The organism is Paenibacillus aurantiacus, assembly GCF_042431225.1.
In the GTDB taxonomy this organism is placed as follows: Bacteria; Bacillota; Bacilli; order Paenibacillales; family Paenibacillaceae; genus Paenibacillus_Z; species Paenibacillus_Z aurantiacus.
In genome coordinates this window covers 21,081-46,309 of the sequence record NZ_JBHMDO010000003.1, presented here as the reverse complement: position 1 = coordinate 46,309, position 25,229 = coordinate 21,081, and the positions used below count along the sequence as shown (strand labels likewise).

The following is a 25,229-nucleotide window of genomic DNA, read 5'->3' as shown; positions in this document are numbered from 1 at the left end:
GAGAAAACCGCCGACTTGTTATGATATAATTCAGGTACTAAGGGTACAGAGTTTTTTGGTTCAGGTCCGAAGGAGGGTGGACATTATGTCGAATCCGAATGAGAAAAAGACGCACACCTATCAAGATTGGTTATCGTGGGATGGCTCATGGGAATTAATTAACGGCAAAGCCTACAATATGTCGCCGGCTCCGAATGCGCTGCATCAGTTCATAGTTGGCGAGCTGCATTTTGCCTTGCGAGCGTACTTTCAGAATCAAGACTGCTTCGTGTTTGTTGCGCCGTTCGACGTGTTCTTCAGCGAGAGCGATCAATATGATCGGCCTGACCATGTGATACAACCGGACCTCTCTGTCGTCTGCGCTAGAAATCAGATCACCAAAAACGGCTGCCACGGAGCGCCTACGATGATTATCGAGGTGTTATCGCCTTCTACTGCATTAAAAGATTTCAACGAGAAGTTCAACCTGTATCAACGTTATGGCGTTCAGGAATATTGGATCGTCGATCCCGGCAATCGGACGATACATGTATATGCACTGAAGGATGGCCTGTATCAGGTGAGGGAGATATATACGGAACAGGAAATCGTACATTCATACGTGTTCAAGGATTTCCGAATATCCAGGAGCAAGCTGTTCAGCCTGGAAGCTTAATCACCATGCGCCGATCCCGGAAGGGATCGGTTTTTTGTGTGAATCCTTGGGGCGATGGCTGGGCGATCAGTTAGAGAAGCGAAGAGAAGTCAATCATTGGCTCTACTTCGACTTCGCGGCGTCGCACAACCAATTCGAAGGGACGAATCCGATTCCGGCGATCCCATGTGAGGTCGTAATATTGCCCAAGGCCTACGCATACAATTCAGAGGTAAGAAAATCAGGCAAGGCAAACGGAAAAGACACCGGAGCGCCTCGGAACGCCCCCGTGTCTGTACGATGCTGTAAAATTAGCCTCGGAACTGATTATTCAGCTTCACGTTCGTCGCTGCCTCTTCTTCAGAGGAAACCGCTGGCTGGTCGTTAGCGGTTTTTTCGTCTGTCTGTGCTGTCTTCGTTGTCTTCGCATTCTTGGCCGTCTTGAGATACTCTAGCAAGGCGGTAGCGAAGCCGAAGGCTGCGGTAAGAAGCGACATCAGGGCTGTAAACACGTTCATGGTCATGTTCACCTCCGTTCCCAAACTCACATCTCTTGCTAACCATCGCTCCTCTCAAAACCATGAATCTCCGCAAGGGAAGTAACCTAACTTACCCTCACTAATTTATAATCCCGAACATATGTTTATATGCCTATTCGGTAATAAAACTGTAATACTTTCACAGCTCTATTCGACGGCGTCTCGTAAGGCCGTCTCGTATGCAGAGAGCAGTCGACAGCCGTATCAAAATCGGACATAAAATTGCGAGGGCGCGACATTTCTTTTTCCTTTCATCCACGTAAAATTAGACTCATTCCGGACGAAAGGTACGTCTTCTATCGTCCGAGCATGCTACAAGAGAAGAGGGGCGCCCATGAAGGGAATCGTATGCGAGGAGATTGAAGCGTTTCGTTACGTGGAGGATTTGCCCGAGCCTGCATTGACGGATGGGCACGCGATCGTCCGTATCCGGCGAATCGGCATATGCGGGACGGATTATCATGCATTCAAAGGCAACCAGCCATTCTTCCGCTACCCGAGAATTCTGGGTCACGAACTATCGGGCGTTATCGATCAGATTGGCGACAACGATGCGGGGCTAGCCATCGGCGACACCGTCGCGATTATCCCCTATCTGCATTGCGGCCGTTGTCTGGCTTGCCGCCGCGGCATAACCAACTGCTGTATGGACATGCAGGTGCTCGGGGTTCACCGGGACGGCGGGATGCGGGAGCGGCTATCCGTGCCAATCTCGCATCTCCTGCAAGCTCGCCGCCTCACCTTCGACGAGGCGGCCATGGTAGAGCCTTTGGCGATCGGCGCGCATGCGGTACGGCGGGCGGAAGTCGCGGCGGGCGATACGGTGCTGGTCATCGGCGCGGGGCCGATCGGCCTGGGCGTGATGGCTTTCGCCAAACACGCGGGCGCCCGCGTCATCGCGATGGACATGAACGAGGAGCGGCTTGCGTTCTGCGCGGCGTGGGCGAATACGGACGAGACGATCCGCGCGTCCGAACCGGATGCGAAGCGGCTTCTGGCCGATATGACCAATGGCGAATTCCCGGTCGCCGTGTTCGACGCTACGGGCAACGCGGCCTCGATGACGCAATCGTTCGAATGGGCGGCGCATGGCGGGAAGCTGGTTTTCGTCGGGCTGGTGAAAGGAGACATCTCCTTCTCGGACCCCGAATTCCACAAGCGCGAGCTGACGCTCATGGGCAGCCGCAACGCCACGCTTGCCGACTTCGAGCAGGTCATGGACGTACTGGGCAGCCGCAAGCTGGATATCGGTTCGTATATTACGCACCGCGCCTCCTTCGACGAGATGATCGAATCGTTCGGAACGTGGCTGAATCCGGCGTCGAAAGTGATCAAGGCGATCGTGGAGCTGTAAGGCGCCTCTAGTGGCTCCATGCATACCATAAGTAGAGAGAGCTCTCTCTCACTTATGGATCGGCGCGTAAGCGATCGGGAGATGAGCGGACAACGCGTGGGGCGTCAAGAGAAGCAGGTGTACGCCAACCGCGTGCGGAGGCACAAGCATTTCAGCAAGCCGCACCGGTCTCGCTTTCATCGATGATTCGTAAAGGCGGTTAAGCGCTCTGGCGCTGCCGCCTTTTGTTCTGTCCGATTCGGCGCTGAATGGCGAACAGGCCGATGGCTGACAGAACGCCAAAGAGCGACATCGTCATATCCTTTTGGGAATCGAACGGATCGCCTTGCATTCCGAGATACTTCGTGGCCATCTTCGGATTGAACAGCGTCGCGGCCCACATTTCGAATAGCTCGAACAATCCGCTGGCGGCGACGATGAAGGCGAACGTGACGACGTATTGTCCGGCGGCATGCCGCAGCTTTAACCGATACAGCACAGCTTCCCGTACCGGGAAGGCAATGAGAAGCCCGAACGAGAAATGAACGATGCGGTCGTAAATTCCCCGCTTCAGGTGGAGAAGCGGCTTCAGCCAAGCGTCGACGGGCGTGAGCTGGTACGTGAAATGCCCGCCGTATGCGTGCAGGGCCAGGAAGAGCGCAATAAGCAGATAGCTTAGATTCGTAAGCGGAAGCACGTGGTGCGTCCAGATCAGCAGGATGATGAAACTGATCGCCAGCGTGTTCTCCACCAGCCAGATCTTCCAGTCGAGCGGGCGGATCGCCATGCATACCCAGAAAATCGCGTACGCGGCTATCGCGGCTTGAAGCAGCCAATTCGCTTTAAAACGGATCTGGTGGCTTCTCAGCAGTTTGGACCAGACCGCGGTGCGCGGCCGCTTGGCGGATGAACGGGCCACTGCAGTCCCTCCTTCTTGAATGACAAAAACAGGCAGACATACCAATGACGTTAGCATTCCCTATTGTCGCGAAAGCATGATGCAGCGTTGAACGCTGGCAATCATCCCTATGGCGATTCACGAAGAGAAGAACCGGCCCGCCCCGTGCGTCCGGTTCTTCTCTTCGTGATCGTACGATGATGAACCTTCGCGCCGAAGCCTCTCGATTCGTTGGTCAGGCAGATGCCGATAGGCTACAATGGAGGTATAGACAACGCAGACAAGACTTGAGAGGCTGCCGGCTGATTGGCCGGGCAGCCAAAGGAGATCAGACGTATGAAGACACTTCCGTCAGGCGCGATCAAGGTCCCGCCTGGCTTATGGGCAGGGCTTCGGCAATTAGGGATTGCCGACCGCGACGTAGCTCGCCAAGCGAGGCTGCCGCTCGATATCGGTACGCAGTCCGTCGTCACGACCGTTCAATATTACGCCATCTGGCAGGCTTATGCCGATCTCGCCGGCGATATGGCGCAAGCCATCGTCAAGCTTGCGACCGTCTTCGATACCGCTCAATACCCGCCTACCGTCTTAGCGCCCTACCATGCACGGGACTATCGCGATGCGCTGAGCAAGATGGCGCGTTACAAGCAGATGTGCCCGCCCGAGCGCTTGCGTATCGACGAGGAGGACGAGCGCTGCGCGATTGAACTGGATTGGCAGGAGGGGCAACCGGGTCCGCCGCTGCTGGTTGGGCTTACGTTCGCCTTCTTGCTGGAACTCGGGCGACGGGGCACGGGGCGGCCGCTGACCGCGCGGCTCGTCGAATTCTCGCAGCCGATGGGCGATGTACGGGCGCTCGAAGCGTACTTCGGCTGTCCGGTGCGGATCGGCGCCTCTGGCAACCGGTTGACGCTGCGCCGGAAGGACCTGGACCGCCCCTTCATTTCGCATAACGAAGAGCTGCTGGCGATTCTGACGCCTGCTTTGGACCATTCGTTAGGTGAAGGGCAGGACGGCCAGACGGCTGCCCAGACGGTCGTGCGGATGATGAAGCGCCATCTGACGGGAGGACGCCCTGACATTCAGGTCATCGCGAAGGAGCTGGGCATGAGCGACCGTACCTTGCAGCGCAGGCTTGCGGAGGAGAACACGAGCTTCAAGCAGCTGCTGATGCAAGCGAGGCATGAGCAGGCGAGAGCCTATTTGGCCGACCGCTCGCTCGATATCAAGGAAGTGGCATTCTTGATCGGCTATGAGGATCAGAATTCGTTCTACCGCGCCTTCCGTCTCTGGGAGGGCGACACGCCTGCCAATTGGCGGGCGGAACACGCGAGCGCGAATTAGCAGCATTGCGGCGCGGCGGCGCTTGGCGCGTTCGGCAAGAACGTTGGCGGTACCGGCTAGTTACCACGCCCTGCCGGCCAGGTATGATATCCCTATCCTGGAATCACAGAGAAGGAGTCATGCAGCATGGATATGGGATTAACCAACAAGACAGCATTAATTACGGGGTCCACCAAGGGGATCGGGAAAGCCATCGCGTTCGAGCTGGCCAAGGAGGGGGTTCATGTCCTCGTGAACGGACGGGATGCCGAGGAAGCTAAGCGGACCGTGCGGGAATTGAAGGACGCCTACCCTTCGACCTCGCCTCGCAATGCCGCGGGCGATCTGACGGATGCCGAGCAGCGCGCCGCTTTATTCGAACGCTTCCCGCAGATCGATATACTGGTCAACAATGCAGGGATTTATGAACTGATGAACTACGAGGACGCAAGCGACGACGTATGGGACAAGTACTTCCAGGCGAACGTGCTGGCCGCGAACGCCTTATGCCGATTTTATTTGCCGGTCATGCTGAAGCAGGGGGCGGGTCGCATCCTCTTCATGGCGAGCGAAGAGGCCGTGATGCCATCCGGACTTATGCCGCAGTACGCCATGACCAAATCCATGCTGTTGTCGCTGTCGAGAAGCTTGTCCAAGCTGACCGTCGGAACGGACGTAACGGTCAATACGATTCTACCCGGTCCGACGCTTTCGGAGAAGGTGCAGCACATCGTCGAGGGGAGCTTCCCGAACGCGGAGATGACGTTCGCCGAGAAGGAAGCCGCGTTCATGGCCGCGACCTTGCCGCAATCCGAATTGCGGCGCTTCATCCGGCCGGCGGAGATCGGCAGACTCGCCGCCTTCGTCAGCAGCCCGCTGGCGTCAGCCTTCAGGGGCGTTCCGATCCGTATGGACGGCGGCATGGTACCGACGATTTTCTAGCTGACGGGGCCGGAATGTCGACTCGCGTCAGCAGCGTCACGCCTGTTACATACACTCCGAATCCTCCCCGGCGAACGTCCCGGTAAGCTGCAAGCATCCGATCTGGAACGGCGACCTGCGCCGAATCGCCAGCTTTACCGCGTCCTAAGCGGACCTGCATCGACATGGGCTTCCCCAGAGCTTGCGATTGTGTGTTCCTGCATGATTCGAGGCGTCCCAAATCCTTCGCCCCCCGATGTCTAATCTCTCCTCAACTGCCAATACTAGAGGGGAATATGCGTCAGGGGGATGAGTCATGTATCTTCAATTAACCGTCAAGCTGGTCACAGGCTTCGTCGTACTCTTCGTCATGACGAAGTTCATCGGCGGACGCGAGCTGCGGCAGCTGAACGTGTTTGATTTTATCTCGGCCATCGTATTGTCCGAGCTCGTCGGGAACGTGCTCTATCAGAAGGATATCACCGCTCTGCATATGTCCTATGCGCTTCTGCTGTGGACCGCGATGATCTATTTGATCGATAAAATCACGTTGAAGTTCGATCGCACGCGCAAGCTGCTGGACGGAGAATCGGAGCTCGTCATCGAAGAGGGCATCATCGACAGGAACGTGCTGCGCAAGCACCGCATGGAATTGAAAGAACTGCTGGGTATGCTGCGCGAGAAGGACGTGTTCTCGCTTCGCGAAGTCCGCTTCGCGTTCATCGAGCCGGACGGGAACGTGAGCATCGTGAAAGGCGAGACGCTCCAATACGGAGCAGGCACCATCGCTACGCTGCCAACGCCGCTCGTCATGGATGGCGTCCTTATGAAGAAGTCGCTGCATCAGCTGAAGAAGAGCGAAGAGTGGTTCCATAACGAGCTCCGCAAGCGATCGGTTACCGAGGTTCGGCAGGTGTTCTACGCGGAGTATTTGCATGGGCATGAATTATTGGTGCAGCTGCAGCCTTAGGGCATATTCACCTTGCCCAGGCGGCCTTGATCCGGATCATGATCGGATCGAAGGCCGTCTTTTTTCGCATGCGAACGTTCGTTTCCTGCGACTTTCATCTTGCATATTCGGGCTAGGGCGTAGGCACACAAGGTGCTTATGCCCTTTTTCTTGTAAATGTGTCTTCCGGTTCATGATTTCTATGCCATAATAGAGGTGCGAGAGAGAAGAAGCAAGCGGAATAAGCGGCAGTTGGGGGAATCGAAATAAACATGCATCAATCTTTTGGCAAAGTTACGCGCCTGCTCACGATGGCTTTAATCGCGCTGCTCGTCGTGAACAATGCGATCTACTATTTTATTAGCAAAGAGAAGCTTGAGCGGCAGGAGATCGACAAGCTGCAATCACAAGCGCTGGCGATCAACAACATACTGGAACATTCCCGGGAAGGTTCGGCCTATGTCGAGCGGCTCGTTGGCGAGAAACTGAGAGCGGATGCGCTGGCAATCCGATCGCGTCTCGATCCGGATATCGGCCATGTGACCAATGAGGAGCTGGATGCGCTGGCCCGTGAACTGGGCATCGACGCCATCTCGCTGCTGACCAAGGAAGACGACGCCTTCGTGCTCGCGAGATCGTCCAAGCGGGAAGAGATCGGGCTGTCGACGAAGAACTGGGGGCTGTGGAACAAGGTCTTTCTGGAGTTGTACGAGAACAAGAACGTGACGACGTACGAATGGGGAGATCGCCTCGCTCACTATTGGACAGGCCCTTACTCCGTATCGGATACGAACGCGGAAGAGTATTACAAATATGGCTACTATTACGACGGGTCCACGAACTATATGATCAATCCGTTCGTCTCAAGCGCGTTCATCCGGAACTATGAACAGTCGGTCGGCATCGCGTCCATCATCAGTTCCATCACCACTTCCGATCCGAGCATTCTCGAAATCTCCGGCATTAATCCATCCGCCTACGGGAGTGAACCGGTGGTGGCCAAGAATAGCGCGGGCCAAACCTATACGCCAAGGTACTATTCGCCGGTCTTCTTCGGCACGAATGCGTACGCGAACGAAGCGCTGGATGCGCGGGAGATCCGGCGGGCCATCGAGACCAAGGCGATCGCCAGCTACAAAGCCGACGTGAACGGGCATTCGATTCTCAAGACGTTCATTCCGGTGTTCACGGACAAGATCGACGAGCTTGGACTGGTCACGAACAATTCCGTCCGCGAGCTTGAGCAGAATCTGGACTACTACGTGATCAGCATTGCGATCGACTACCGGAAAATCCAAGATCAGCTAAGCGGCATTTTGATGGAAATGGGGATCATCATCCTGCTTGTTACCGTCGTCTGCACGCTCATTCTGCTGGCGCTGAACCATTACTTCAGCCAATCCAAGGACCAGGCGGCGACGGATACGCAGGCGACCTACGTGGAGGAATTAAACGCGTTGTTCCATAACATCCGGGAGCAGCGGCATGACTTCATCAATCACATCAATACCATTCATGCGCTGGCTCAGGTCGGGAAGTACGAAGAGCTCCAATCCTATACCCAAGAAGTCGTCGGCGAAATTCACGACATCAATGCCATCCTCAATATCGGCAATCCGGCCCTGGGGGCGTTGATTCAGAGCAAGCTCGTGCAGGCTGAGCGGAGCGACATTCGCTTCCGGTATGCTTTCTCGAATATGAGCGGATTTCCGAAAGGGGTGCGGTCCGTCGATTTCGTCCGCATGCTCGGCAATTTGATCGACAACGCGTTCGACGAAGTGTCGAAGGTCGAGCCGGAACGAAGAGAAGTCGAGCTGTCGGGCACGATCGAGGACGGTAGACTCCGCTTCTCCGTCCGTAACGTGGGGACGATCGATACGGCGATTATGGACCGGATGTTCGAAGCCGGCGTCACCAGCAAGCCGGAAGGGCGGAATTCGGGCCTCGGTCTGCCGATTACGTTATCCATCGTGAAGCGCTATAAGGGTACCATCAAGGTCGAGAATGACGATGGCGTCAAGTTCACGATCGATATTCCGGTCGTGCCTTCGGCCAAAGGTTAGCTACTTGGATCGTTAAGTACGACAAAGAGACACGACGATTCTGACGCGGCCGGTCCGACGACGGATTGGCTGGCAGGCGGCAGTATAGACAAGTACGGTAAGTAACGACTGAAGAAGAGGAGTGCGCCGTGATGACAACTCGCGTAACGAATCCGAAGGTGGACGGATTCTTAAGGAAAGCCAAGACATGGAAGGCAGAATTCGAGAAGCTGCGAGAAATCGTGCTGGACTGCGGGCTGACCGAAGATTTCAAGTGGATGCATCCGTGTTATACGCTCGAGGAGAAGAATATCGTCATTCTCCACGGCTTCAAAGCATATTGCGCGCTGCTCTTTCACAAAGGAGCCCTGCTGCGCGATCCTCACGGCATCCTGATCCAGCAAACGGAGAACGTGCAGGCGGCGCGCCAACTGCGGTTCACGAGCGAGCAGCAGATCATCGAGATGGAAGCGACCATTCGAGCGTATATTTACGAAGCGATCGAAGTCGAGAAGGCTGGTTTGGAAGTGGAATTCAAGAAGAGCGAGCAATATGCCGTTCCGGAAGAATTCCAGACGAAGCTGGACGAGCTCCCCGACTTGAAGACGGCGTTCGAAGCGTTGACGCCGGGGCGGCAAAGAGCGTACCTGCTCCACTTCTCGGCGCCCAAACAAGCCAAAACGCGCGCCGCGCGGGTGGAGAAATACACGCAGCAGATCCTAGACGGCAAGGGATTGAATGATTAATCATTCCATTCAAACAGGGGATTACCTGCCATGGCCTACATTCTGCACGAGAGAAGCAAGCAGTATTATTGGAAAGGCGCAGGAGCGCTATCGATCAAAACCTTCCGCAACGGCCAGGCTTATTACAATACCGGCCGCGGCCATTACCGGGTCGAAGAGGGCAACTATTTGCTGCTCAATCGCGGCCAGGAATATGCCATCACGATTGATTCGGAGACGGTCGTCGAGTCGTTCTGCGTGTTCTTTCCCGAGAATATGGCGGAGGACGTATTTCGCACATGCAGCACGTCAAGCGCGGCGCTGCTGGACGACCCCCTCGAACAATCGGCGCGATCGCCCTTCGAATTCGTAGAGAGAACGTACCCTGCCGACGATGGCGCATTGTTGCCTCTGCTGCGGTCCTTGCGATCTCATCCAGGGGATGCCCTCGAGATAGAAGAGAAGCTGCATGCCATGCTGCAAAGTCTGCTCATGATCCATTCTCGCGTGCGTGACGACATGCAGAAGCTGCCCTCGTTACGCGCTTCAACCAGGGAAGAGTTATATCGGCGTATTCACATCGGACACGATTATATGTCGGCTTATTATGATCAAGAGATCGAATTATCCGATATCGCGCGGGCTGCCTGTCTATCGACCAATCACTTTCTACGCAATTATAAATCGCTGTTCGGGTGCTCGCCGCGCCAGTATATCGTCGAGCGGCGTCTTCAAGAGGCGAAGCGCCAGCTGCTTGCCACAGACAAGACGGTGACGGATATTTGCTTAAGCGTCGGCTTCCAAAGCACCGGGACGTTTACGAATCTATTTACAAGACGATTCGGCGAGGCGCCTGTGCGCTTTCGCCGAAAAGGTGATTGTGAATAAGCAGAGGCGCTCGGAAATCCCGTACAGTAGTAGCAGGGAATGCAAATGCCAACGGAAGGTGGAATACATGTGGTCCATGAAGTATTTGACGCAGCTCGTTCGGGTGACAGCGAGCAATTGAAGGTCTTATTAGACAAGGATCCTGCGCTTGCCAACAAGGAGAATGAAGACGGCTTGACACCGCTCGGATTCGCCGCGCACTATGGGCAGGCGGAGGCTGTCAAAGTGCTGCTCGCGTATGGCGCCGAGGTGAACGCGGTATCGCATTCACGAATTGCCTACATTCCTTCGAATACCGCGCTTCACGCCGCGATCGCCGGCGAACGGGATGCCGCCGTCATCGAACTGCTCTTGATGAGCAAGGCGGACCCTAACGTGTTCGATAGCAACGGCCACACCAGCTTGCATACGGCGGCTTTCCATGCGGACAGTACCGATCTCATCCAGCTATTGGTGGAACACGGTGCCGACGTTCATGCCAAAGCGGAAGGCGGCGATGATGCCGTTAGCCTTGCCAAGAGCAGAGGGAATCTGCGTGTCTTGGCATTGTTGGAGCAATATATGCAGGGTTCGGGTATCGATTAGAGGAACTGATTCATGACGTTGGCATATCGAAGTACGCCCTTTAGAACCGCGCGATGCGCGGTTCTTTTTGTTATGGATACATGATTAATTCCAGCCAAAGTATTTCGTTTAAAATATTACCTTGACAGTCATAGTACCTTGCCGTATTATACAGTCATGGAGGTGATGACATGAGCGAGAACAAAATCACATCCGACCTGCTTCGCGGGCATACGGATACGATGGTGTTACGGCTCTTGTCCGAAGCCGATCGCTACGGGTACGAGATTGTCAGACTCATTGCCGAGCGCTCCGACGGCGAGTATGAATTGAAGGAAGCGACGATGTACGCAAGCTTCCGGCGGCTTGAAGCGGACGGCGATCTCGAGTGGTATTGGGGCGATGAGTCCCAGGGCGGACGGCGCAAGTATTTTCGGATTACGGCGAAGGGCAAGGATACCTACGTCCGCAACAAGAGCAACTGGAAGTATGCCAAGCGCGTTCTTGAAAACTTACTATAGGGAGAGATTTCATATGACAAACCCAAAATTGACGGACTATCTGAACAGCGTGTTCACGCCATACGACGGGGTGAAGAGCGTCAACGAATTAAAGGCCGATCTGCTCTCCGACTTGCAGGAGCGGTACCTTGAACTCCGTGCCGAGGGCAAGGATGATGAGACCGCGTTCCAGCTGACGGTCGAAAGCATCGGCGATATCGAGCAGACGATTCTGGAGGTCGCCAACCTCTCCCGCTCGCTGGAGCGGCAAGTGGTGACCAACTTTAGCGGGGGCAACCTGGCACAGAGCGACTTCGCGGGCGTTACGGCCCATAAAGGACAGTTCAACGGCAGCGCGCTGCGCGGCTCCGATTTCTCCGGCGCCGATCTGACCGGCAGCTCGTTCAAGGGCAGCGACGTACGCGAAGCGATCTTCGACGGCGCGAATCTGACGGACTGCAGCCTGTCGGCGCTGGATCTGACGAAGGCAAGCTTCAAGAAGGCGATTCTGGTACGCGCCAATTTCAGCTCAGCCGGCCTTGAGGGTGCCCAATTCACGGGCGCAAGACTGACCGACGCGACGTTCACGACGACCGATCTTCGCCGGACGACGTTCGAAGGCTGCGTATTCGATGGCGTGGACTTCACGTATTCCGACCTAAGCGGGCTGCGTTTCGACGGACAGACGTTCATCGGCGTCAAGTTTGACAAAGCAGGATTGCAAGGCGTGTCGTTCAAAGGCGCTGCGCTCAAGAACGTATCCTTCCAGTCGATGTCGATCTTCTCGAAAAAGTATTATCGCGCGATCAAGACGATCAACTTCGACGGCGCCACGATGGATAAACTGACCTTCGCGCTGCTCAAAGGCATGGAAGCTAATCTGTCCAAGGTAACTGTCATTTAATTAGGGAGGGATTCCGATGCAAGCTGTGAAAACTGCGCAAATGAAACCCATTCAAGTCAAAGGACTGCAAAAATCCTACAAGAATCACCACGTGCTGAAAGGCGTCGATTTCGAGGTGGAGAAGGGAAGTATTTTCGCCCTTCTCGGCTCCAACGGGGCAGGCAAGACAACGGTTGTCAAAATCCTTACCACGCTGCTTCAGCCGGATGGCGGAACCGCCACGATCAACGGATTCGATGTCGCGTCTAAGCCGGATCATGTACGGCAGACGATCAGTCTGACCGGGCAGTTCGCCGCCGTGGACGACATTCTGACCGGGCGGGAGAATCTGATCATGATCGCTAAGCTGAGATACCTCAAGAACCCACGCCAGGTGGCGGACGACATGCTGCGCCGCTTTGGCCTTACGGATGCTGCAGACCGCCGTGCTTCCACGTACTCCGGAGGGATGCGACGCAGGCTCGACATCGCCCTGAGTCTGGTGGGCCAACCGCAGATCATCTATCTCGATGAGCCGACGACCGGGCTCGATCCCGAGGCGCGAATCGAGGTATGGAAGATCGTCAAGGAGCTCGCGGATGGCGGCACGACCGTCTTTCTGACCACGCAGTATCTAGAGGAAGCAGAGCAGCTGGCCGACCGGATCGCGATTCTGCATGAAGGCCGAATTATCGCCAATGGCACGCTGCCGGAGCTGAAGAAGATGTTCCCGACCGGAAAGGTGGAGTATGTGGAGAAACAACCGACGTTAGAGGAGATCTTCCTCGCGATCGTCAGCAAAAAGGAGGGGAAATAATATGGAAGCGACAAAAAAGCATTTCTTCACCGATATTAGCGTCATGCTCGGACGTTCCCTGCGACACATCTCCCGCAGCGCGGATACGATTATCACGGTCACGATCACGCCGATCGCGATGATGCTGCTGTTCGTCTATGTATTCGGCGGCGCGATTCAAGCCGGCACGGATAACTATGTGAATTACCTGCTGCCCGGCATCCTTCTCATGGCGATTGCCAGCGGCATCTCCTACACGGCTTTCCGGTTGTTTACCGATGTGCAGCGGGGCATATTCGAACGGTTTCATACGATGCCGATATCGCGATCTGCCTTGCTTTGGGGACATGTGCTGACTTCGCTCGTATCCAACGCCATCTCGGTAGTCATCATCATTGCCGTCGCGCTGCTTATGGGGTTTCGTTCGTCCGCAGGCGTACTTCCATGGCTTGCCGTAGCGGGTATACTCGCATTGTTTACGCTTGCGCTAACCTGGGTCGCCGCGATAGCCGGACTGTCCGCCAAGACGGTCGATGGCGCAAGCGCCTTCTCCTACCCGATCATCTTCCTCCCCTTCATCAGCTCCGCATTCGTGCCGACCGAGTCGATGCCGACCGCCGTTCGCGTTTTTGCCGAGAATCAGCCCGTCACCTCGATCGTAGAATCCATCCGCGCCTTGCTATCCGGTCAGCCGCTCGACAACAACATCTGGACCGCGCTTGCTTGGTGCCTCGGCATTATGATCGTGGCTTACTTCTTCGCCATGAAGGCGTATAAGAAGAGAGGGTAACAGCAAGCCCGGCAGCAGCTGATCTACTATTGAGGGATACGATTGATCCTTTACGATGGAACCTTATCTAAGAGAATTAACGTCCCGGTCGCTGCGCTGACCCTCCGAAAAAAGCCCTTTTAAGGGCTTTTTGGCGTGAATAAAATGGCACGAGATTGTTCCTGTGGCCGCAAAATCCGGTATGCGAGTCGGGGGCAATCCAGCTAATATAAAGGAAAGGATTTTGGAGACCTTGGGGGAGATGAACGCCATATGATGATCAAAATGACGCGTGCTACGAGGGCGATTTTAACAAGCCTAATGAGGGTTTCATGGTTTAAGATCGGCGGCGTGGATACGATGCTGCACGCTCATTTTCCAACCGCTCATGAGAAAGCGGTTTTTTGGTATTACCGATTCGATTGACTCCCGTTCGCAGCTAACGTTTCGGAATAGATACTCGACCAGTGCGGGGCCGGACCACTCGTCCGCGGCTAGGATCAGGTGGTGACTTGCGGCCAGCATGAGGTCTTCTTCCGGGCAGCGCCGTATGGACGTTTCTAAACTTAGATGCACGTTGGCTGCTGCTGGATACTAGATTAATGGTGTAATTACTGTAGTTACCGACCGCGATGCTTCTCATTCCAACTCTTCTACAGAGCGGAGCATCGCAGTAACCAGCGCCGCCACATAGCTGGAACGCGTTTTGAGGGAGATTAATCATGTTCAAGCCGGACCATACCAGACTCCTGGATACGGATTCAGCATAGAAGTAGAACTGTCGGTTATTGACGCCCCCCGTCAACACCTCTACCGTTTGCCCAGGATTCACTCGGTACCAACCTACCGCTTCATACAAGTTGGGCCAAGGCTTGTCGGGGATCGAGTCACCCATGCAGTCTTCATTGTAATAGGCGAAGGCCACATACACGGTTAATTTGGTATTGTTGCGAAAACGGAGTCCCATTGTCTTCACTTCCTTTTTCATATCGTTACCGTATACAAAGTATGCAGATTCATAGAAAAAGGAAATAGACATGCAGATAAATCAGCGCCCAAGCAGAAGAATGGGGCACCTACTCCGCAAGCGCTTGGAGCGCTTCTGCGGCAGAAGGGGCGGTCCTATACGTCATCACAGATGACGAGGACAGCCCCTTCTTATTTTTACAACGAGGTAAAGGATATTGTGCTGCCTTTACGGTTCGATCAAGGTTACAGATCGATTCTCCAAGTGCCTAGCATTTTGACGAATTTCGGATCGTGGTACGATAAGAATAGCGTTTCCCGCGTATCGAGGGCCGTAATTTGTTCGATATCGTCCGCGTCCAACTCAAAATCGAAAATGTCGAAGTTTTCGACGATTCGTTCTTTGCTTACCGATTTCGGAATAACGACGACTTCACGCTGTACAAGCCAGCGCAGCACGACCTGGGCGACAGACTTGTTGTGCTTATGCGCGATCGATGTCAGCACGTCGTTACCGAACAGGTTGTTGCGTCCTTCGGCGAACGGCGCCCACGACTGATGCTGCACACCCTGCTCTTTCATAAAAGCGGCGCTCTCGATTTGCTGGTAGAAGGGGTGCGTCTCGACCTGATTGACGGCGGGCACGATTTCGTTATGCACGATGAGGTCCATCAGACGGTCGGGCAGAAAGTTGCTGACACCGATCGCCTTGATCTTGCCGTCGCGGTATAGCTCTTCCATCGCGCGCCAAGCGCCGTAGTAATCGCCGCACGGCTGATGAATGAGATACAGATCGAGGTAGTCGAGCTGCAGCTTCTGGAGAGACTTGGCAAACGCCAGCTTGGCACTCTCGTAGCCGGCATCCTGCACCCAGAGCTTGGTCGTGATGAACAGCTCCTCGCGGGGTACGCCGCTGCGCTTGATCGCGCGTCCGACCGCTTCCTCGTTCAGGTAACCGGCGGCGGTGTCGATCAGCCGATAACCAGCCGTGAGCGCCTCATATACGGCCTCCTCGCATTCCTTGGCATCGGGAATTTGGTAGACGCCGAATCCGATAATCGGCATCTTCACACCGTTGTTCAATGTTACGGTTTGCATTGTAATTCCTCCCCTGGTTCACATGTATCACAGCAAACGGCGCGTACGCCCGAAATCGGGTATGGTAGCGGGGATTCCGCTCCCGGCGTATTTGCGTTACAGTAAGCTTAGGACCTTCGTGTTACACGAAGTCAAGCAGCCTCAATAAGTTATTTTTCCAAGGGAGGATTTCACATGCATACGGTCAAAGAAGCCGCCCTATTAACGGGACTCACGGAGCATGCCGTGCGCTTCTACACGGATAAAGGCCTGGTGCCGAGCGTACAGCGCAATTCAAACAACATCCGGATGTTCGACGAACAATCGATCAACTGGCTGCATGGCGTCAAATGCCTCAAGCAATCCGGGATGCCGATCGAAGTGATCAAAAAGTACGTCGATCTCTGCATCGAAGGGGAGTCGACCATTCCGCAGCGCTACGCACTCATGATGGAGCATCAACAAGCGGCGCTCATGAAGCTCGAAGAAGCCAAGCGGCATGTGGCCCATTTGGAACAAAAAAACGCCTTGTATCAGGCCATTCTGGAGCGCCGCACGCCAGATATGATGAATCCCGGCAACTGGGACCAAATCCAACATATGCATGGTGATGTATTCTACTCGCCATCCGTTCGGAAGGCGTGATGGATGTCCGTGATCCCGTCAATAGCCAGCTTGGTTATGACTTGCGCTGTACAAATTCGTGTTCATAAATAGCATCAATCCGCTCCAAAATGGTTTGCGCTTGACCTGTAAATTTCAATGCTGTGACCTGACCTTTCAGCAGAAACACGCCGGTCTCATGACGGTGTTCCCCGAGAGCACCTTCATACAGCTTGTCGGCGCCGCTCGTCGGCGGAGAGAAGAACAGCTGCATCAACAGTTTAACCACTAGCGGCAGTCCGGAATTTTTTCCTTTTCTTAACGTATTGTTGCCGCCCGGGTCAACGCTGCGAATCTTGATGCCGTCCTTGGCCAGCTTCGGCGCGATGGCCTGCGTCCACAGCGAAAGGGCTAGCTTGGAGGTGGCGTAAGGTCCAAGCAGCTTGCGGAACGTTTTGGGGTGCTCCAGCATTTCGATCGACAATTCTTTCGTGAATTTGATTGCTGAAGATGACGTGTTAATCACCGTTTTTAAGCGACCGTTTTTGATGAGCTCCATCAATTCCATCAGGATGATATACGGAACGACCGTCTGCAGCTCATAATGCTTCTCGCGTCCTTGTTTCGAATAGCTCAATTCGGGGAAGGACCCTCCGGCGTTGTTGAACAAAATATCGATCCGCTGTTCTTTGTTCTTGATCTCGTCCAACGTCCGCTTCAAGCTGGCATAATCGGCAAGATCGGCCGTTCTATAAGCTCGAAGCCGTCCACTCTTGAGCGCTTCTTGAATACGACTATCGTCCGCGGGGAAGTCGGAACGGTTCAAAGCAACCACCTGCCAGTCCTCCGACAGCAGCTTCCGGGTTAATTCGAACCCGATCCCCGAGCTTGCGCCCGTAATCAATGCGATTTGTTCATGTTGGTTCTTGTTCATAACAATTCTCCTCCTGCTATTGGGGTAACTCCCCTAATAGCGCACATTCTATAAGTTGGAGTCGACTCTAAGTCAAGACGCGAATGAAAGTAATTGTGGCCCAAAAGAGGAGACTTGACTTGGAGCTGGCACCAAGTTATATAATGCACAAACAAAGCGATCTCTGGGAGGGAACAACATGGAGGCAGGGCGTACGTATACGATCAAGCAAACCGCCGAGCAGACCGAGGTTTCGGAAGATGCCATCCGTTATTACGAGAAGATCGCGCTGCTGCCCCGGGCAGACCGGAAGGATAACGGGCACCGAATCTACCGGCAGGAAGACGTCGAGAGGATTCAGCTGATCACTTGCCTGAAAAAAACGGGGATGGCTCTTGAGGAAATGCGGCCATTCTTGATGGTCTCCGCAGATAGCGATCCCGCGGAATATCCCGAACTGGTGGAGCTCTTAAGGAGCCATCGGGGACATATCGTCAGTCAAATCGCCTCGCTGCAGCAGGTCGTTGATTTTATCGACATGAAGCTGGAGGAGGGGAGATACCGGCGGAGTTGTTCGGATGAGAGTGAGGACGGCGCATATGAACCGAAACCCAAATCCGTCTCTCCTGTTGAGATGAGTTATTTTCCCGTATCGGCCAGAGCGGGCAAGTCTTCGGATTCTTGAAGGTATCATCCCAAATGTGCTGAATCATCCAGGAGCAGTTTGCCGCCGCGGCAGCTGCTCCTTTGCACGCTAAAGTAATAGGGAGGTTCGCGTGAATCGACGAGGTCCGCTTCTGTATGCTTCGAATCTTCTTCTATGGTATTATGAGTAAATAATATCCTTTATTTACATTTTGGGGGTGGGCTATTTTGGCTGGATTCGCATCTATTTTGTTCATTGTTTACGGGCTCTTTGCTCTAATGGGCCTGTATAGCTTATATTTATTCATTAAATTAGCGACACGCGGGATTGAAGCGTTAGATATATATCTGGATGAGAAGCGCAATAGACGCTTATAGCGTACTAAGCTTGAGGTCCCGAACAGGCTGAACCGACGAAGGTTCAGTAACGAACATGACGGCAACCGGGCAGAAAGCTCGGTTGCCGTCGCTGCATCCGATACAAGGAGGGGAGACGAAGTGCATGAACAAAGTAGAATAAACAAAAAAGCTTGGGAGTATCGCGCCTATGAATTTTGGAATAAACGAGATGGTTCTCCTCAGGAAAAAGCACGTCGGATCTTAGAAAATCCACGAGCGGCACTTAAAAAGCATAAGCACCTCTTTGAACATGTTCAAGGTAAAAAGGTGGCTAACCTTTGCGGATCAAACGGAAGAAAGGCGGTTCCATTAGCTTTATTAGGAGCAGAGGTGACCGTATTCGATATCTCGGAGGAAAACCAAAAATATGCTTTAGAGCTGGCCGCAAGCGCCAATACCACACTAGCCTACATTGTCACCGACATATACGATATTGATTTTCAGGAGTACGGCGGATATTTTGACCTTCTATATTTGGAGGGCGGGATCTTACACTATTTCAGTGACTTAGAGAAGTTCATGGGTATTCTTTATGCCTTACTGAAGGATGGTGGAAAGATGATATTAAGCGATTTCCATCCCTTAGGAAGAGTGATCTCCTCTCACGGCGAAATCAACTATTTTGATGCGGAACTAAAAAACGGAGATGTAGCGTATAAAGGCGCATTTGATCAAGACGAACAGAACGATTTCCCCGATGTGTCCATTCGATTGTATACGTTGAGCGATATTATGAATTCGGTCATTGCTGCAGGGTTCAGCTTGAGAAAGTTCGATGAACATCGTGGATGGAATAATGAAAATATCCCTTGGGAATTTACAATACTGGCGGATAAATAGCTGTTGAAGTCACGGAGAACGATTGCTGCATGCCTTATTACAGTCCTATGTGTAAAGTTAGCTTAAGCTATTTGTGACCTATTTCCCCCTCATTCCCAATGTTATGATTTCCTTATCAGATGCGCAGCTGATGCTTCTAAATGGCCAATGGAAAAGGAGATCAAAAAATGGGGAAGGACAATTTCATGAAGGCAATGCTTTCGGAAAAGGTAAGCATGACACCTAATGGTTTCGTTGCGGATCAATTAAGTCCCGAAGAATTTGCAGGCAGCTACGAATTGTTTTTTGACAAAATTCTTGAAATCAGTTCGTCAGATATAACCGGCGTAGAGGGCTACGGTGAGTTTAATGAGGATGGTACAACATCGTATTCGACCTGCAGGGAATTTCTGATCGATACCTTTGCCGAAAATAAAGAGGGGTATTGGCTGAATTGGCGGGAACTGTTTGCGACAACGGTGTTAGAGCGGGAATTCTTCGAAAGATACTTCAAGGAAATGGAGAACAGAATTCGATATTGTGAGGGAAGACGTTACTTGGTCAATAACAACACATTTTTCGAAAATATGATCACCGATGGCAAGACCGTGGTCGGATTCCCCGATTGGAGCAGATCCGGCATTTGCGACTTTCTTTTGGATTTCGCCATCATGGATCTCAATAAGCCTTACCTGAAGATACCCGAACGGTTGGCAGCGTATTGCCAGCAACGGGGGGTAGTCGTCCCTGATTTTAAAGAAAGATTCTTGTGCATGGCTTATTTTAAGGGGCTTGATACCCTGCGCTGGCATGCATCCATCGATGATATAGAATCCTGCAAGTCCATCATGAAGTCCATCCGTGAGCTGGAAGATCGAATATATGCCATGTAGATGGTGATGGGATGAAATATGAGAATGCCAGCGATGTGCTACCAGTAGAGCTGTTGAAGGAATTACAGAAATACGCGGCAGGTAAACTTCTCTACATTCCTACCGGGGAAGAAAAAAAGGCGTGGGGAGAGAGTTCCGGATACCGGGATCAACTTCAGAGACGTAACCTAATGATTCGTAACAAGTATGCGCATGGGGTTACGATTTCGGAGCTTGCCGACGAATACTATCTATCCTTGGATTCCGTTAAGAAAATCATCTATTCGAAGAAAACCGAAAGACATTTCACCTATGCCCCGACCCTATGTTCAGCCGTTCAATATACGGAGGCCGGTTTGCTCGAAGAGTGGACGCAATGTTATTTGCTGCTAACCCGAAAAGCGGAACCTACCCTAGATGCATTCACGCAGGATGAATATCTCTATTTTGGAGTCGTTAAGTTTCCGCTAAGGCTCATTCAGCTGAATGGGATAAATATCGAAGAGTGTCTCTCACTTGGTACTGGCGAGCATTTAGCGGAGTCACCACCGCTGCTTGTGCAGTATGATGCAGGGGAATTTCATTGCACCGTACAGACGGATTTATTTTCCGAATTAAAGCAGCGTAAAGTAAACGCTTTTCCGACTATAATCGTTATGAGAAGAAACGACGATTATAAGCGGTTTATGAAATACTATGGAACCATTTTTCATTATGTAAGAATGTAGTGCCCAAGCGGCTTTCATTCAACGAGGACTTCAGTTCATTGATCCGGAGCAGCTTGCCGCCGCGGCAGATGCTCCTTCTTCATTTGAGTGCCAGATGTTGAAGATTAATCAAACGAGGTGACAAGTGTTGGAGATTAGTAAGTATGAACCTGCGTTTCCGCCAATTGATTTTTTTATCACTCGTTTCTTTGTCGGTGATGAATGTTTATTTGAACAGGAAACAAAAATTTCACTACCTACCCTGGTACCTGGTGATGTGATCGATATCTTTGATGAAACTTATGTAATTGAAAGCAGGGAGTTTGGTTTTAATGAGGATGCCTTTATCACGGTTTATTATATGAAAAAGCGTTCATCGAAGAAATGATTGAGCTATTGGGCAGTTTAGTTCCAAAACGTGTTAACATTAATTTGTCTGATTAGGATTTATGGAAATTGAATTCATGATCCATATTCTTGCTAAGCAGCATATGTAGTGAGTTTCATTATTATATGATAGGAAAAGTTATAGACTGTAAAGGGAGATTATCTGATATGAAAGAATATTATTATTTTTCCATCGGGTTCGAGGAAGTCAACTGGATGGATGAGGAAGATCAAGCCAGGAGAAAGGCTTTCGTTAAGCAATTTACTGCCCCGTATGGGGTTGAATGCGGGTTTGCTGGTACAGGGAGAATAGATAGTGAAGACCCCATGTTCGAGCAATTCATGCATGCACTTGAACAATATGCGCTAAACAATGGAATTACCTTCTCCTATAATTGCGCATATGAACAGCAACCGGAAGAAGCAGAGGCGGAGTGGTTCAAATATGTACCGATAAAATCAATCGATAATACAGATTACCAGGGTCATATAATATGTTGTAACGCTTCTAATATATTGCCGAACATTGATGCGGGTAGTGGAATTTACGCACGTCCGTTCGTATCAGAGAAGTTCAAGCGGGTTATAGAAGAGAATGGTTTAACGGGGCTGGAGTTTATTTGGTGTAAAGATATCGGTAAGTTTGCTCCTCCCAAGCAATGGTATTTGCCCGTCGCAACTACCTTCATTGGCAGAGGATTGGACTCCCCGTGGGTCGATATTGACTCTGTTTATTTGCGAGATAGTGAGAAATACCCGAATTCTCTAGGAAGAATAGGCGTAACCAGTTTTACGGCTGATTGCCTACGCCCCGAAGCCGATTTACCTCGTTCCCTGCAACGATACTTAAGCTTATGTGATCCAGATTCGTTTAGAGTTCACTATCAAGAGCGGTTACTTAAAGCATATCTCCCAACCACAGATTTTGCATTTGGACATTTTAAGGGCTATCAAGGCTTCTATATTAGTAAAAGAGCGAAAGAGGTTCTGATCAGCAATCACATCATTAGCTCGCAAGATAGGCTAGAACTCATTCAAATTGTGGATAAGTTGCCTGAAGGGGCACTGTTATTGGATAGCGAAACACTAACTCCCCCCTTTTATTACGGGGAGAAGAAAGAAATCGGAAGTATATCCTTTGAGGAAATTAAGGAACTTCATAAGAAAGAAAAAGAACTATATGATCAGATAGATAAACCGATGAAGAAATTTACTATGAAGCAAATACTTTCGCTTGTGAACAGCGAGAGGAAAAAGCGCCCTGAGGACTTTTGCAAGCGTCTCAGCCTCAAGGAGATAGAAAAAATGCAAATACAGCTACCAACTTACTGGGTGGATCTATTAAAGAAAACTAATGGGGGTTATCTAAGTTCCGATTGCCGACTCATACCTGCTGAATCGATAATCACTTTTAGCAAAGACAAACTGAAAGAACTAAGAGAAATGGATGCTCCCTTTAATGAAATACACATTTCGGTAGCTGAAAGAGCTGATGGAGATTGGTATGCCCTTCTAGTAAACGATGCTATTCGTGAAGATTGTCGTATCGTCCAAATGACTCATGAAGGAGGAGAAGCTATTAGAGAATGGGAGAGCATTGCTGTTTTTATTTACGATATGATTATAGAAAATGATGACAATGATTAGCTAGTAGAAGCCACAATCCTAAAAAACGATACAATTTGCATTAGTTGGTTCAACTAACGGGAGACGATAGTTTAATCAGGGAGCAGTTTGCTGTGGCAGCTGCTCCCCCGTAATAATTATCACCCCGTAGCTCCACAGTGCACTAGCTTCCTCGTGCATCTGGGACAGCGCTTGACCAGTCCTCGATCGAAAAGTGGAGATGGGACCTCTGTTGTACATAATCCGAAATGGGAGCTTAAAGATGGCATGGCGAATAGAATTGTTGGAGACTTGGAAAACAAATTAATTATCTACGGATACAGGAGGCCTCTGGGTTCGCGTACTTATCTACCATTTCTTCCTGAAGCAATAGTTGATGAATTTAAAGATGCTGAAGTGATACTAGAGCGCTCAAGTAAAGAAGAAGAGATTTATCAAATTTATTACTGGATTGAGGGAGAGAGAGAATTCGATATGCGAATAATTGTCTCTTATCTAGAGGATTCAATCACCATCCTTGCGGACGATGCTAATATCGCGGTGCGTGCTTATAAGGCTCTTTGCGAAAGTTTGGCACGATGAAAGTTACAGTGAAGCTAACGGGAGAGCGTTAGTTCAGCGATTCAGGGATCAGTTTGCCGCCGCAGCAGCTTTTTCCATTAAGCTAAAGGGCAGCATTCCTATATTGAAGAAATACGAGGTATGAGAAACAAAAAGACTCCTTGGTATGATGTTAATGGGTCCACGATGCTGGCCAGCGACCGGATCCAAAAACAAACCAAGGAGACTACAAGATGAATTCTACTCAAAATGAACGCATTAATCAAATCACTTCCTCTACTTTAATTGTCGGTGTAGACATCGCTAAATTCAAACATGTCGCTCGCGCACAAGACTACCGCGGAGTCGAGTTCGGGAAGCCCATTACGTTTGAGAACGACCGTGAAGGTTCCAAGACGTCATCGTTGGCATGGAACCGACCGCACCGGGCACTACTGGCTAAACCTGGCCCATTTTCTAAGAGAGCAGTACGTTATGTGCGCTATCGTTAATCCGCTCCATGTGAAGAAAAGCAAAGAGTTGGATGACAATTCGCCAACCAAGAACGACATCAAAGATGCTAAAGTCATCGCGCAGCTCGTCAAAGACGGAAGATACGCCGTACCTAATCTTCCCCAGGGCATCTATGCCGAACTAAGGGAAGCGATGAAAATTCGCGATCACTTGTCGACGGACTTGCGCGTGGTTCAAGGCCGCGTCCATAACTGGTTGGATCGGTATTTTCCAGAGTTCCTCACGGTTTTTAAAGATTGGGAATGCAAGTCCGCACGCCAAATGCTTAGTCTCTGTTTGTTGCCGCATGAGCTGGTTTCGGAGTCGGAGGAAGCCTTACTGAGTCATCTCAGGAAGGTTGCCAAGCGAGGTCTCGGCATCGAGCGTATGAGAAGTCTGAAAGCAGCGGCAAGCCGTTCCGTTGGTTTACGAGAAGGTACAGCACTAGCAAAACTCGAGCTTAGGCTGTTGTTAACACAGTACGAGTTGCTTGAAGGAAAGTTTGAAGAGCTTGAGGCAAGGCTGGATGAGCTTTTAGGGCAAGTCCTGCATGTGCAGCAACTACTGGCGATTAAAGGATTGGCCGGGACAGTATAGCCGGTTTCCTCGCTGCAATTGGCGACATTGAACGTTACCGGCACCCCAAACAGATCGTTAAGCTCGCAGGCTTGAACCTCAAAGAAAACACGTCCGGTAAACACAAGGGACAAACGAAGATCACGAAGCGAGGTCGTAAGCGGTTGCGAGCGCTGCTATTTCGCGTCATGATGCCACTTGTGGCTAAGAACCGAGCGTTTAAGGCTTTGCATCAGTACTACACCAAACGGCCAGATAATCCGTTGAAAAAGATGCAGTCGCTCATTGCGCTTTGCGGCAAGCTGATTCGAATTCTCTTTGGTGTCTTGAAAAAAGGTCATCGGTACAGTGAAGAAAAGATGTTGCAGGATATCCCTCGGTTCACGGAAGTTTCGTTAGCAGCTTAAATTCATGGTTTTCATAGGAGACGAACGTAGATAACGAAGGAACAGACAATTGAAGCACGGATGAGTCGGAACAACACTAACATACGGACGAAGATCCTGTCGGGCAGCATATCCGACCTCCACCTCATGGACAGGTTGAATGAAGGAATGTGGGAGCGAAGACTCTGTGAGACATGGGAGGGTTGACCTCCATGAGGCGAAGTGGAGATCCAAAACGACCATTTTTTTGAGTGAGTGGTCTGAGTGGATATGTTTTTTCACTTTCCCCGCCCCATATTCTGCATCTTCTACAACCTTGTTCCATTCAGCTGTTGTTACGTACGAAAGAAAAACGTTCAAAACCTAAGAAAACAGGCGTATTTAAGAGGAAAACGATTCTCCATAGAGGGAGGTTAGCGTGTTATTCCTGAGGGCA

At 51.6% G+C, this 25,229-nt stretch carries 26 protein-coding genes and 1 pseudogene; 22 read left to right on the top strand and 5 right to left on the bottom strand.

The window, feature by feature from the left end; all coding sequences use genetic code 11:
• Positions 1-85: 85 nt before the first annotated feature.
• Entirely contained in the window at positions 86-655 is a 570-nt protein-coding gene (locus ACFFSY_RS01050) for a Uma2 family endonuclease (RefSeq protein WP_377488594.1), read from the top strand.
• Between the two features lie 290 nt (positions 656-945).
• Here the strand turns inward: ACFFSY_RS01050 and ACFFSY_RS01045 are convergent, their stop codons facing one another.
• Positions 946-1,158, bottom strand: a complete 213-nt coding sequence (locus tag ACFFSY_RS01045; RefSeq protein ID WP_377488591.1) for a hypothetical protein — start codon at positions 1,156-1,158, stop codon at positions 946-948.
• A 349-nt stretch (positions 1,159-1,507) separates the two neighbouring features.
• On the opposite strand from ACFFSY_RS01045, the gene ACFFSY_RS01040 reads away from it, so the two are divergent.
• Positions 1,508-2,527: a zinc-binding alcohol dehydrogenase family protein gene (locus ACFFSY_RS01040; protein ID WP_377488588.1), complete on the top strand. Its 1,020-nt coding sequence runs from the start codon at positions 1,508-1,510 to the stop codon at positions 2,525-2,527.
• Between the two features lie 199 nt (positions 2,528-2,726).
• On the opposite strand, the gene ACFFSY_RS01035 is transcribed toward ACFFSY_RS01040, so the two are convergent.
• Positions 2,727-3,425 (bottom strand): DUF2238 domain-containing protein, encoded by a 699-nt coding sequence (locus tag ACFFSY_RS01035; protein WP_377488585.1) that lies wholly within the window; start codon positions 3,423-3,425, stop codon positions 2,727-2,729.
• A gap of 315 nt (positions 3,426-3,740) precedes the next feature.
• Between ACFFSY_RS01035 and ACFFSY_RS01030 the strand changes: the two genes are divergently transcribed.
• The 11 genes from ACFFSY_RS01030 (at position 3,741) to ACFFSY_RS00980 (ending at position 13,785) form a co-directional block, all read left to right on the top strand.
• Positions 3,741-4,748 carry a helix-turn-helix transcriptional regulator gene (locus ACFFSY_RS01030; protein WP_377488582.1) on the top strand — a complete coding sequence of 336 codons (1,008 nt, stop codon included), beginning with the start codon at positions 3,741-3,743 and terminating at the stop codon, positions 4,746-4,748.
• 126 nt (positions 4,749-4,874) lie between these two features.
• Complete coding sequence (locus tag ACFFSY_RS01025; RefSeq protein ID WP_377488579.1) at positions 4,875-5,669, top strand: SDR family NAD(P)-dependent oxidoreductase; 795 nt, start codon at positions 4,875-4,877, stop codon at positions 5,667-5,669.
• Positions 5,670-5,964: 295 nt separating this feature from the next.
• Positions 5,965-6,618: a DUF421 domain-containing protein gene (locus ACFFSY_RS01020; protein ID WP_377488576.1), complete on the top strand. Its 654-nt coding sequence runs from the start codon at positions 5,965-5,967 to the stop codon at positions 6,616-6,618.
• A 251-nt stretch (positions 6,619-6,869) separates the two neighbouring features.
• Positions 6,870-8,660, top strand: a complete 1,791-nt coding sequence (locus tag ACFFSY_RS01015; RefSeq protein ID WP_377488573.1) for a sensor histidine kinase — start codon at positions 6,870-6,872, stop codon at positions 8,658-8,660.
• A 131-nt stretch (positions 8,661-8,791) separates the two neighbouring features.
• Positions 8,792-9,385 carry a YdeI/OmpD-associated family protein gene (locus ACFFSY_RS01010; protein ID WP_377488571.1) on the top strand — a complete coding sequence of 198 codons (594 nt, stop codon included), beginning with the start codon at positions 8,792-8,794 and terminating at the stop codon, positions 9,383-9,385.
• Positions 9,386-9,415: 30 nt separating this feature from the next.
• Complete coding sequence (locus tag ACFFSY_RS01005) at positions 9,416-10,252, top strand: helix-turn-helix domain-containing protein (RefSeq protein ID WP_377488568.1); 837 nt, start codon at positions 9,416-9,418, stop codon at positions 10,250-10,252.
• 69 nt (positions 10,253-10,321) lie between these two features.
• Entirely contained in the window at positions 10,322-10,837 is a 516-nt protein-coding gene (locus tag ACFFSY_RS01000) for an ankyrin repeat domain-containing protein (protein ID WP_377488565.1), read from the top strand.
• Between the two features lie 170 nt (positions 10,838-11,007).
• Entirely contained in the window at positions 11,008-11,337 is a 330-nt protein-coding gene (locus ACFFSY_RS00995) for a PadR family transcriptional regulator (protein ID WP_377488562.1), read from the top strand.
• Positions 11,338-11,350: 13 nt separating this feature from the next.
• Positions 11,351-12,220, top strand: coding sequence for a pentapeptide repeat-containing protein (locus ACFFSY_RS00990; RefSeq protein ID WP_377488559.1), 870 nt, complete (start codon positions 11,351-11,353; stop codon positions 12,218-12,220).
• 16 nt (positions 12,221-12,236) lie between these two features.
• A complete protein-coding gene (locus ACFFSY_RS00985) occupies positions 12,237-13,016 on the top strand; it encodes an ABC transporter ATP-binding protein (RefSeq protein ID WP_377488556.1) in 780 nt (259 codons plus the stop codon).
• A 1-nt stretch (position 13,017) separates the two neighbouring features.
• Positions 13,018-13,785 carry an ABC transporter permease gene (locus ACFFSY_RS00980; RefSeq protein ID WP_377488553.1) on the top strand — a complete coding sequence of 256 codons (768 nt, stop codon included), beginning with the start codon at positions 13,018-13,020 and terminating at the stop codon, positions 13,783-13,785.
• A gap of 418 nt (positions 13,786-14,203) precedes the next feature.
• Here the strand turns inward: ACFFSY_RS00980 and ACFFSY_RS00975 are convergent, their stop codons facing one another.
• Together ACFFSY_RS00975 and ACFFSY_RS00970 are read right to left on the bottom strand one after the other, a co-directional pair.
• The gene (locus ACFFSY_RS00975; protein WP_377489645.1) at positions 14,204-14,731 is read right to left on the bottom strand and encodes a DUF1036 domain-containing protein; all 528 of its coding nucleotides are present in this window, start codon (positions 14,729-14,731) and stop codon (positions 14,204-14,206) included.
• A 245-nt stretch (positions 14,732-14,976) separates the two neighbouring features.
• A complete protein-coding gene (locus tag ACFFSY_RS00970) occupies positions 14,977-15,828 on the bottom strand; it encodes an aldo/keto reductase (protein WP_377488550.1) in 852 nt (283 codons plus the stop codon).
• A 174-nt stretch (positions 15,829-16,002) separates the two neighbouring features.
• On the opposite strand from ACFFSY_RS00970, the gene ACFFSY_RS00965 reads away from it, so the two are divergent.
• Entirely contained in the window at positions 16,003-16,452 is a 450-nt protein-coding gene (locus tag ACFFSY_RS00965; protein ID WP_377488547.1) for a MerR family transcriptional regulator, read from the top strand.
• Between the two features lie 34 nt (positions 16,453-16,486).
• Here ACFFSY_RS00965 and ACFFSY_RS00960 read toward each other — a convergent pair whose 3' ends face one another.
• Positions 16,487-17,344: an SDR family NAD(P)-dependent oxidoreductase gene (locus ACFFSY_RS00960; protein ID WP_377488544.1), complete on the bottom strand. Its 858-nt coding sequence runs from the start codon at positions 17,342-17,344 to the stop codon at positions 16,487-16,489.
• Between the two features lie 178 nt (positions 17,345-17,522).
• On the opposite strand from ACFFSY_RS00960, the gene ACFFSY_RS00955 reads away from it, so the two are divergent.
• The 8 genes and pseudogenes from ACFFSY_RS00955 (at position 17,523) to ACFFSY_RS00920 (ending at position 24,814) form a co-directional block, all read left to right on the top strand.
• The gene (locus ACFFSY_RS00955) at positions 17,523-18,008 is read left to right on the top strand and encodes a MerR family transcriptional regulator (RefSeq protein ID WP_377488541.1); all 486 of its coding nucleotides are present in this window, start codon (positions 17,523-17,525) and stop codon (positions 18,006-18,008) included.
• Positions 18,009-18,466: 458 nt separating this feature from the next.
• Positions 18,467-19,207, top strand: coding sequence for a class I SAM-dependent methyltransferase (locus tag ACFFSY_RS00950; RefSeq protein WP_377488538.1), 741 nt, complete (start codon positions 18,467-18,469; stop codon positions 19,205-19,207).
• A gap of 167 nt (positions 19,208-19,374) precedes the next feature.
• Positions 19,375-20,079 carry a hypothetical protein gene (locus tag ACFFSY_RS00945; protein ID WP_377488535.1) on the top strand — a complete coding sequence of 235 codons (705 nt, stop codon included), beginning with the start codon at positions 19,375-19,377 and terminating at the stop codon, positions 20,077-20,079.
• Between the two features lie 11 nt (positions 20,080-20,090).
• A complete protein-coding gene (locus ACFFSY_RS00940) occupies positions 20,091-20,786 on the top strand; it encodes a CD3324 family protein (RefSeq protein WP_377488532.1) in 696 nt (231 codons plus the stop codon).
• Between the two features lie 127 nt (positions 20,787-20,913).
• The gene (locus tag ACFFSY_RS00935) at positions 20,914-21,153 is read left to right on the top strand and encodes a hypothetical protein (protein WP_377488529.1); all 240 of its coding nucleotides are present in this window, start codon (positions 20,914-20,916) and stop codon (positions 21,151-21,153) included.
• Positions 21,154-21,320: 167 nt separating this feature from the next.
• Positions 21,321-22,799 (top strand): SMI1/KNR4 family protein, encoded by a 1,479-nt coding sequence (locus tag ACFFSY_RS00930; protein WP_377488526.1) that lies wholly within the window; start codon positions 21,321-21,323, stop codon positions 22,797-22,799.
• 246 nt (positions 22,800-23,045) lie between these two features.
• Positions 23,046-23,360: a hypothetical protein gene (locus ACFFSY_RS00925; protein ID WP_377488523.1), complete on the top strand. Its 315-nt coding sequence runs from the start codon at positions 23,046-23,048 to the stop codon at positions 23,358-23,360.
• Positions 23,361-23,572: 212 nt separating this feature from the next.
• Positions 23,573-24,814, top strand: a pseudogene (locus tag ACFFSY_RS00920) (IS110 family RNA-guided transposase).
• Positions 24,815-25,229: the final 415 nt, after the last annotated feature.

Excerpts from the sequence above, each read along its gene's own strand:
- ACFFSY_RS01050 (WP_377488594.1), top strand. The coding sequence starts at position 86 with ATGTCGAATCCGAATGAGAAAAAGACGCACACCTATCAAGATTGGTTA.
- ACFFSY_RS01045 (WP_377488591.1), bottom strand. The coding sequence starts at position 1,158 with ATGACCATGAACGTGTTTACAGCCCTGATGTCGCTTCTTACCGCAGCC.
- ACFFSY_RS01040 (WP_377488588.1), top strand. The coding sequence starts at position 1,508 with ATGAAGGGAATCGTATGCGAGGAGATTGAAGCGTTTCGTTACGTGGAG.
- ACFFSY_RS01030 (WP_377488582.1), top strand. The coding sequence starts at position 3,741 with ATGAAGACACTTCCGTCAGGCGCGATCAAGGTCCCGCCTGGCTTATGG.
- ACFFSY_RS01025 (WP_377488579.1), top strand. The coding sequence starts at position 4,875 with ATGGATATGGGATTAACCAACAAGACAGCATTAATTACGGGGTCCACC.
- ACFFSY_RS01020 (WP_377488576.1), top strand. The coding sequence starts at position 5,965 with ATGTATCTTCAATTAACCGTCAAGCTGGTCACAGGCTTCGTCGTACTC.
- ACFFSY_RS01015 (WP_377488573.1), top strand. The coding sequence starts at position 6,870 with ATGCATCAATCTTTTGGCAAAGTTACGCGCCTGCTCACGATGGCTTTA.
- ACFFSY_RS01010 (WP_377488571.1), top strand. The coding sequence starts at position 8,792 with ATGACAACTCGCGTAACGAATCCGAAGGTGGACGGATTCTTAAGGAAA.
- ACFFSY_RS01005 (WP_377488568.1), top strand. The coding sequence starts at position 9,416 with ATGGCCTACATTCTGCACGAGAGAAGCAAGCAGTATTATTGGAAAGGC.
- ACFFSY_RS00995 (WP_377488562.1), top strand. The coding sequence starts at position 11,008 with ATGAGCGAGAACAAAATCACATCCGACCTGCTTCGCGGGCATACGGAT.
- ACFFSY_RS00990 (WP_377488559.1), top strand. The coding sequence starts at position 11,351 with ATGACAAACCCAAAATTGACGGACTATCTGAACAGCGTGTTCACGCCA.
- ACFFSY_RS00985 (WP_377488556.1), top strand. The coding sequence starts at position 12,237 with ATGCAAGCTGTGAAAACTGCGCAAATGAAACCCATTCAAGTCAAAGGA.
- ACFFSY_RS00980 (WP_377488553.1), top strand. The coding sequence starts at position 13,018 with ATGGAAGCGACAAAAAAGCATTTCTTCACCGATATTAGCGTCATGCTC.
- ACFFSY_RS00975 (WP_377489645.1), bottom strand. The coding sequence starts at position 14,731 with ATGGGACTCCGTTTTCGCAACAATACCAAATTAACCGTGTATGTGGCC.
- ACFFSY_RS00970 (WP_377488550.1), bottom strand. The coding sequence starts at position 15,828 with ATGCAAACCGTAACATTGAACAACGGTGTGAAGATGCCGATTATCGGA.
- ACFFSY_RS00965 (WP_377488547.1), top strand. The coding sequence starts at position 16,003 with ATGCATACGGTCAAAGAAGCCGCCCTATTAACGGGACTCACGGAGCAT.
- ACFFSY_RS00960 (WP_377488544.1), bottom strand. The coding sequence starts at position 17,344 with ATGAACAAGAACCAACATGAACAAATCGCATTGATTACGGGCGCAAGC.
- ACFFSY_RS00955 (WP_377488541.1), top strand. The coding sequence starts at position 17,523 with ATGGAGGCAGGGCGTACGTATACGATCAAGCAAACCGCCGAGCAGACC.
- ACFFSY_RS00945 (WP_377488535.1), top strand. The coding sequence starts at position 19,375 with ATGGGGAAGGACAATTTCATGAAGGCAATGCTTTCGGAAAAGGTAAGC.
- ACFFSY_RS00940 (WP_377488532.1), top strand. The coding sequence starts at position 20,091 with ATGAAATATGAGAATGCCAGCGATGTGCTACCAGTAGAGCTGTTGAAG.
- ACFFSY_RS00930 (WP_377488526.1), top strand. The coding sequence starts at position 21,321 with ATGAAAGAATATTATTATTTTTCCATCGGGTTCGAGGAAGTCAACTGG.
- ACFFSY_RS00925 (WP_377488523.1), top strand. The coding sequence starts at position 23,046 with ATGGCGAATAGAATTGTTGGAGACTTGGAAAACAAATTAATTATCTAC.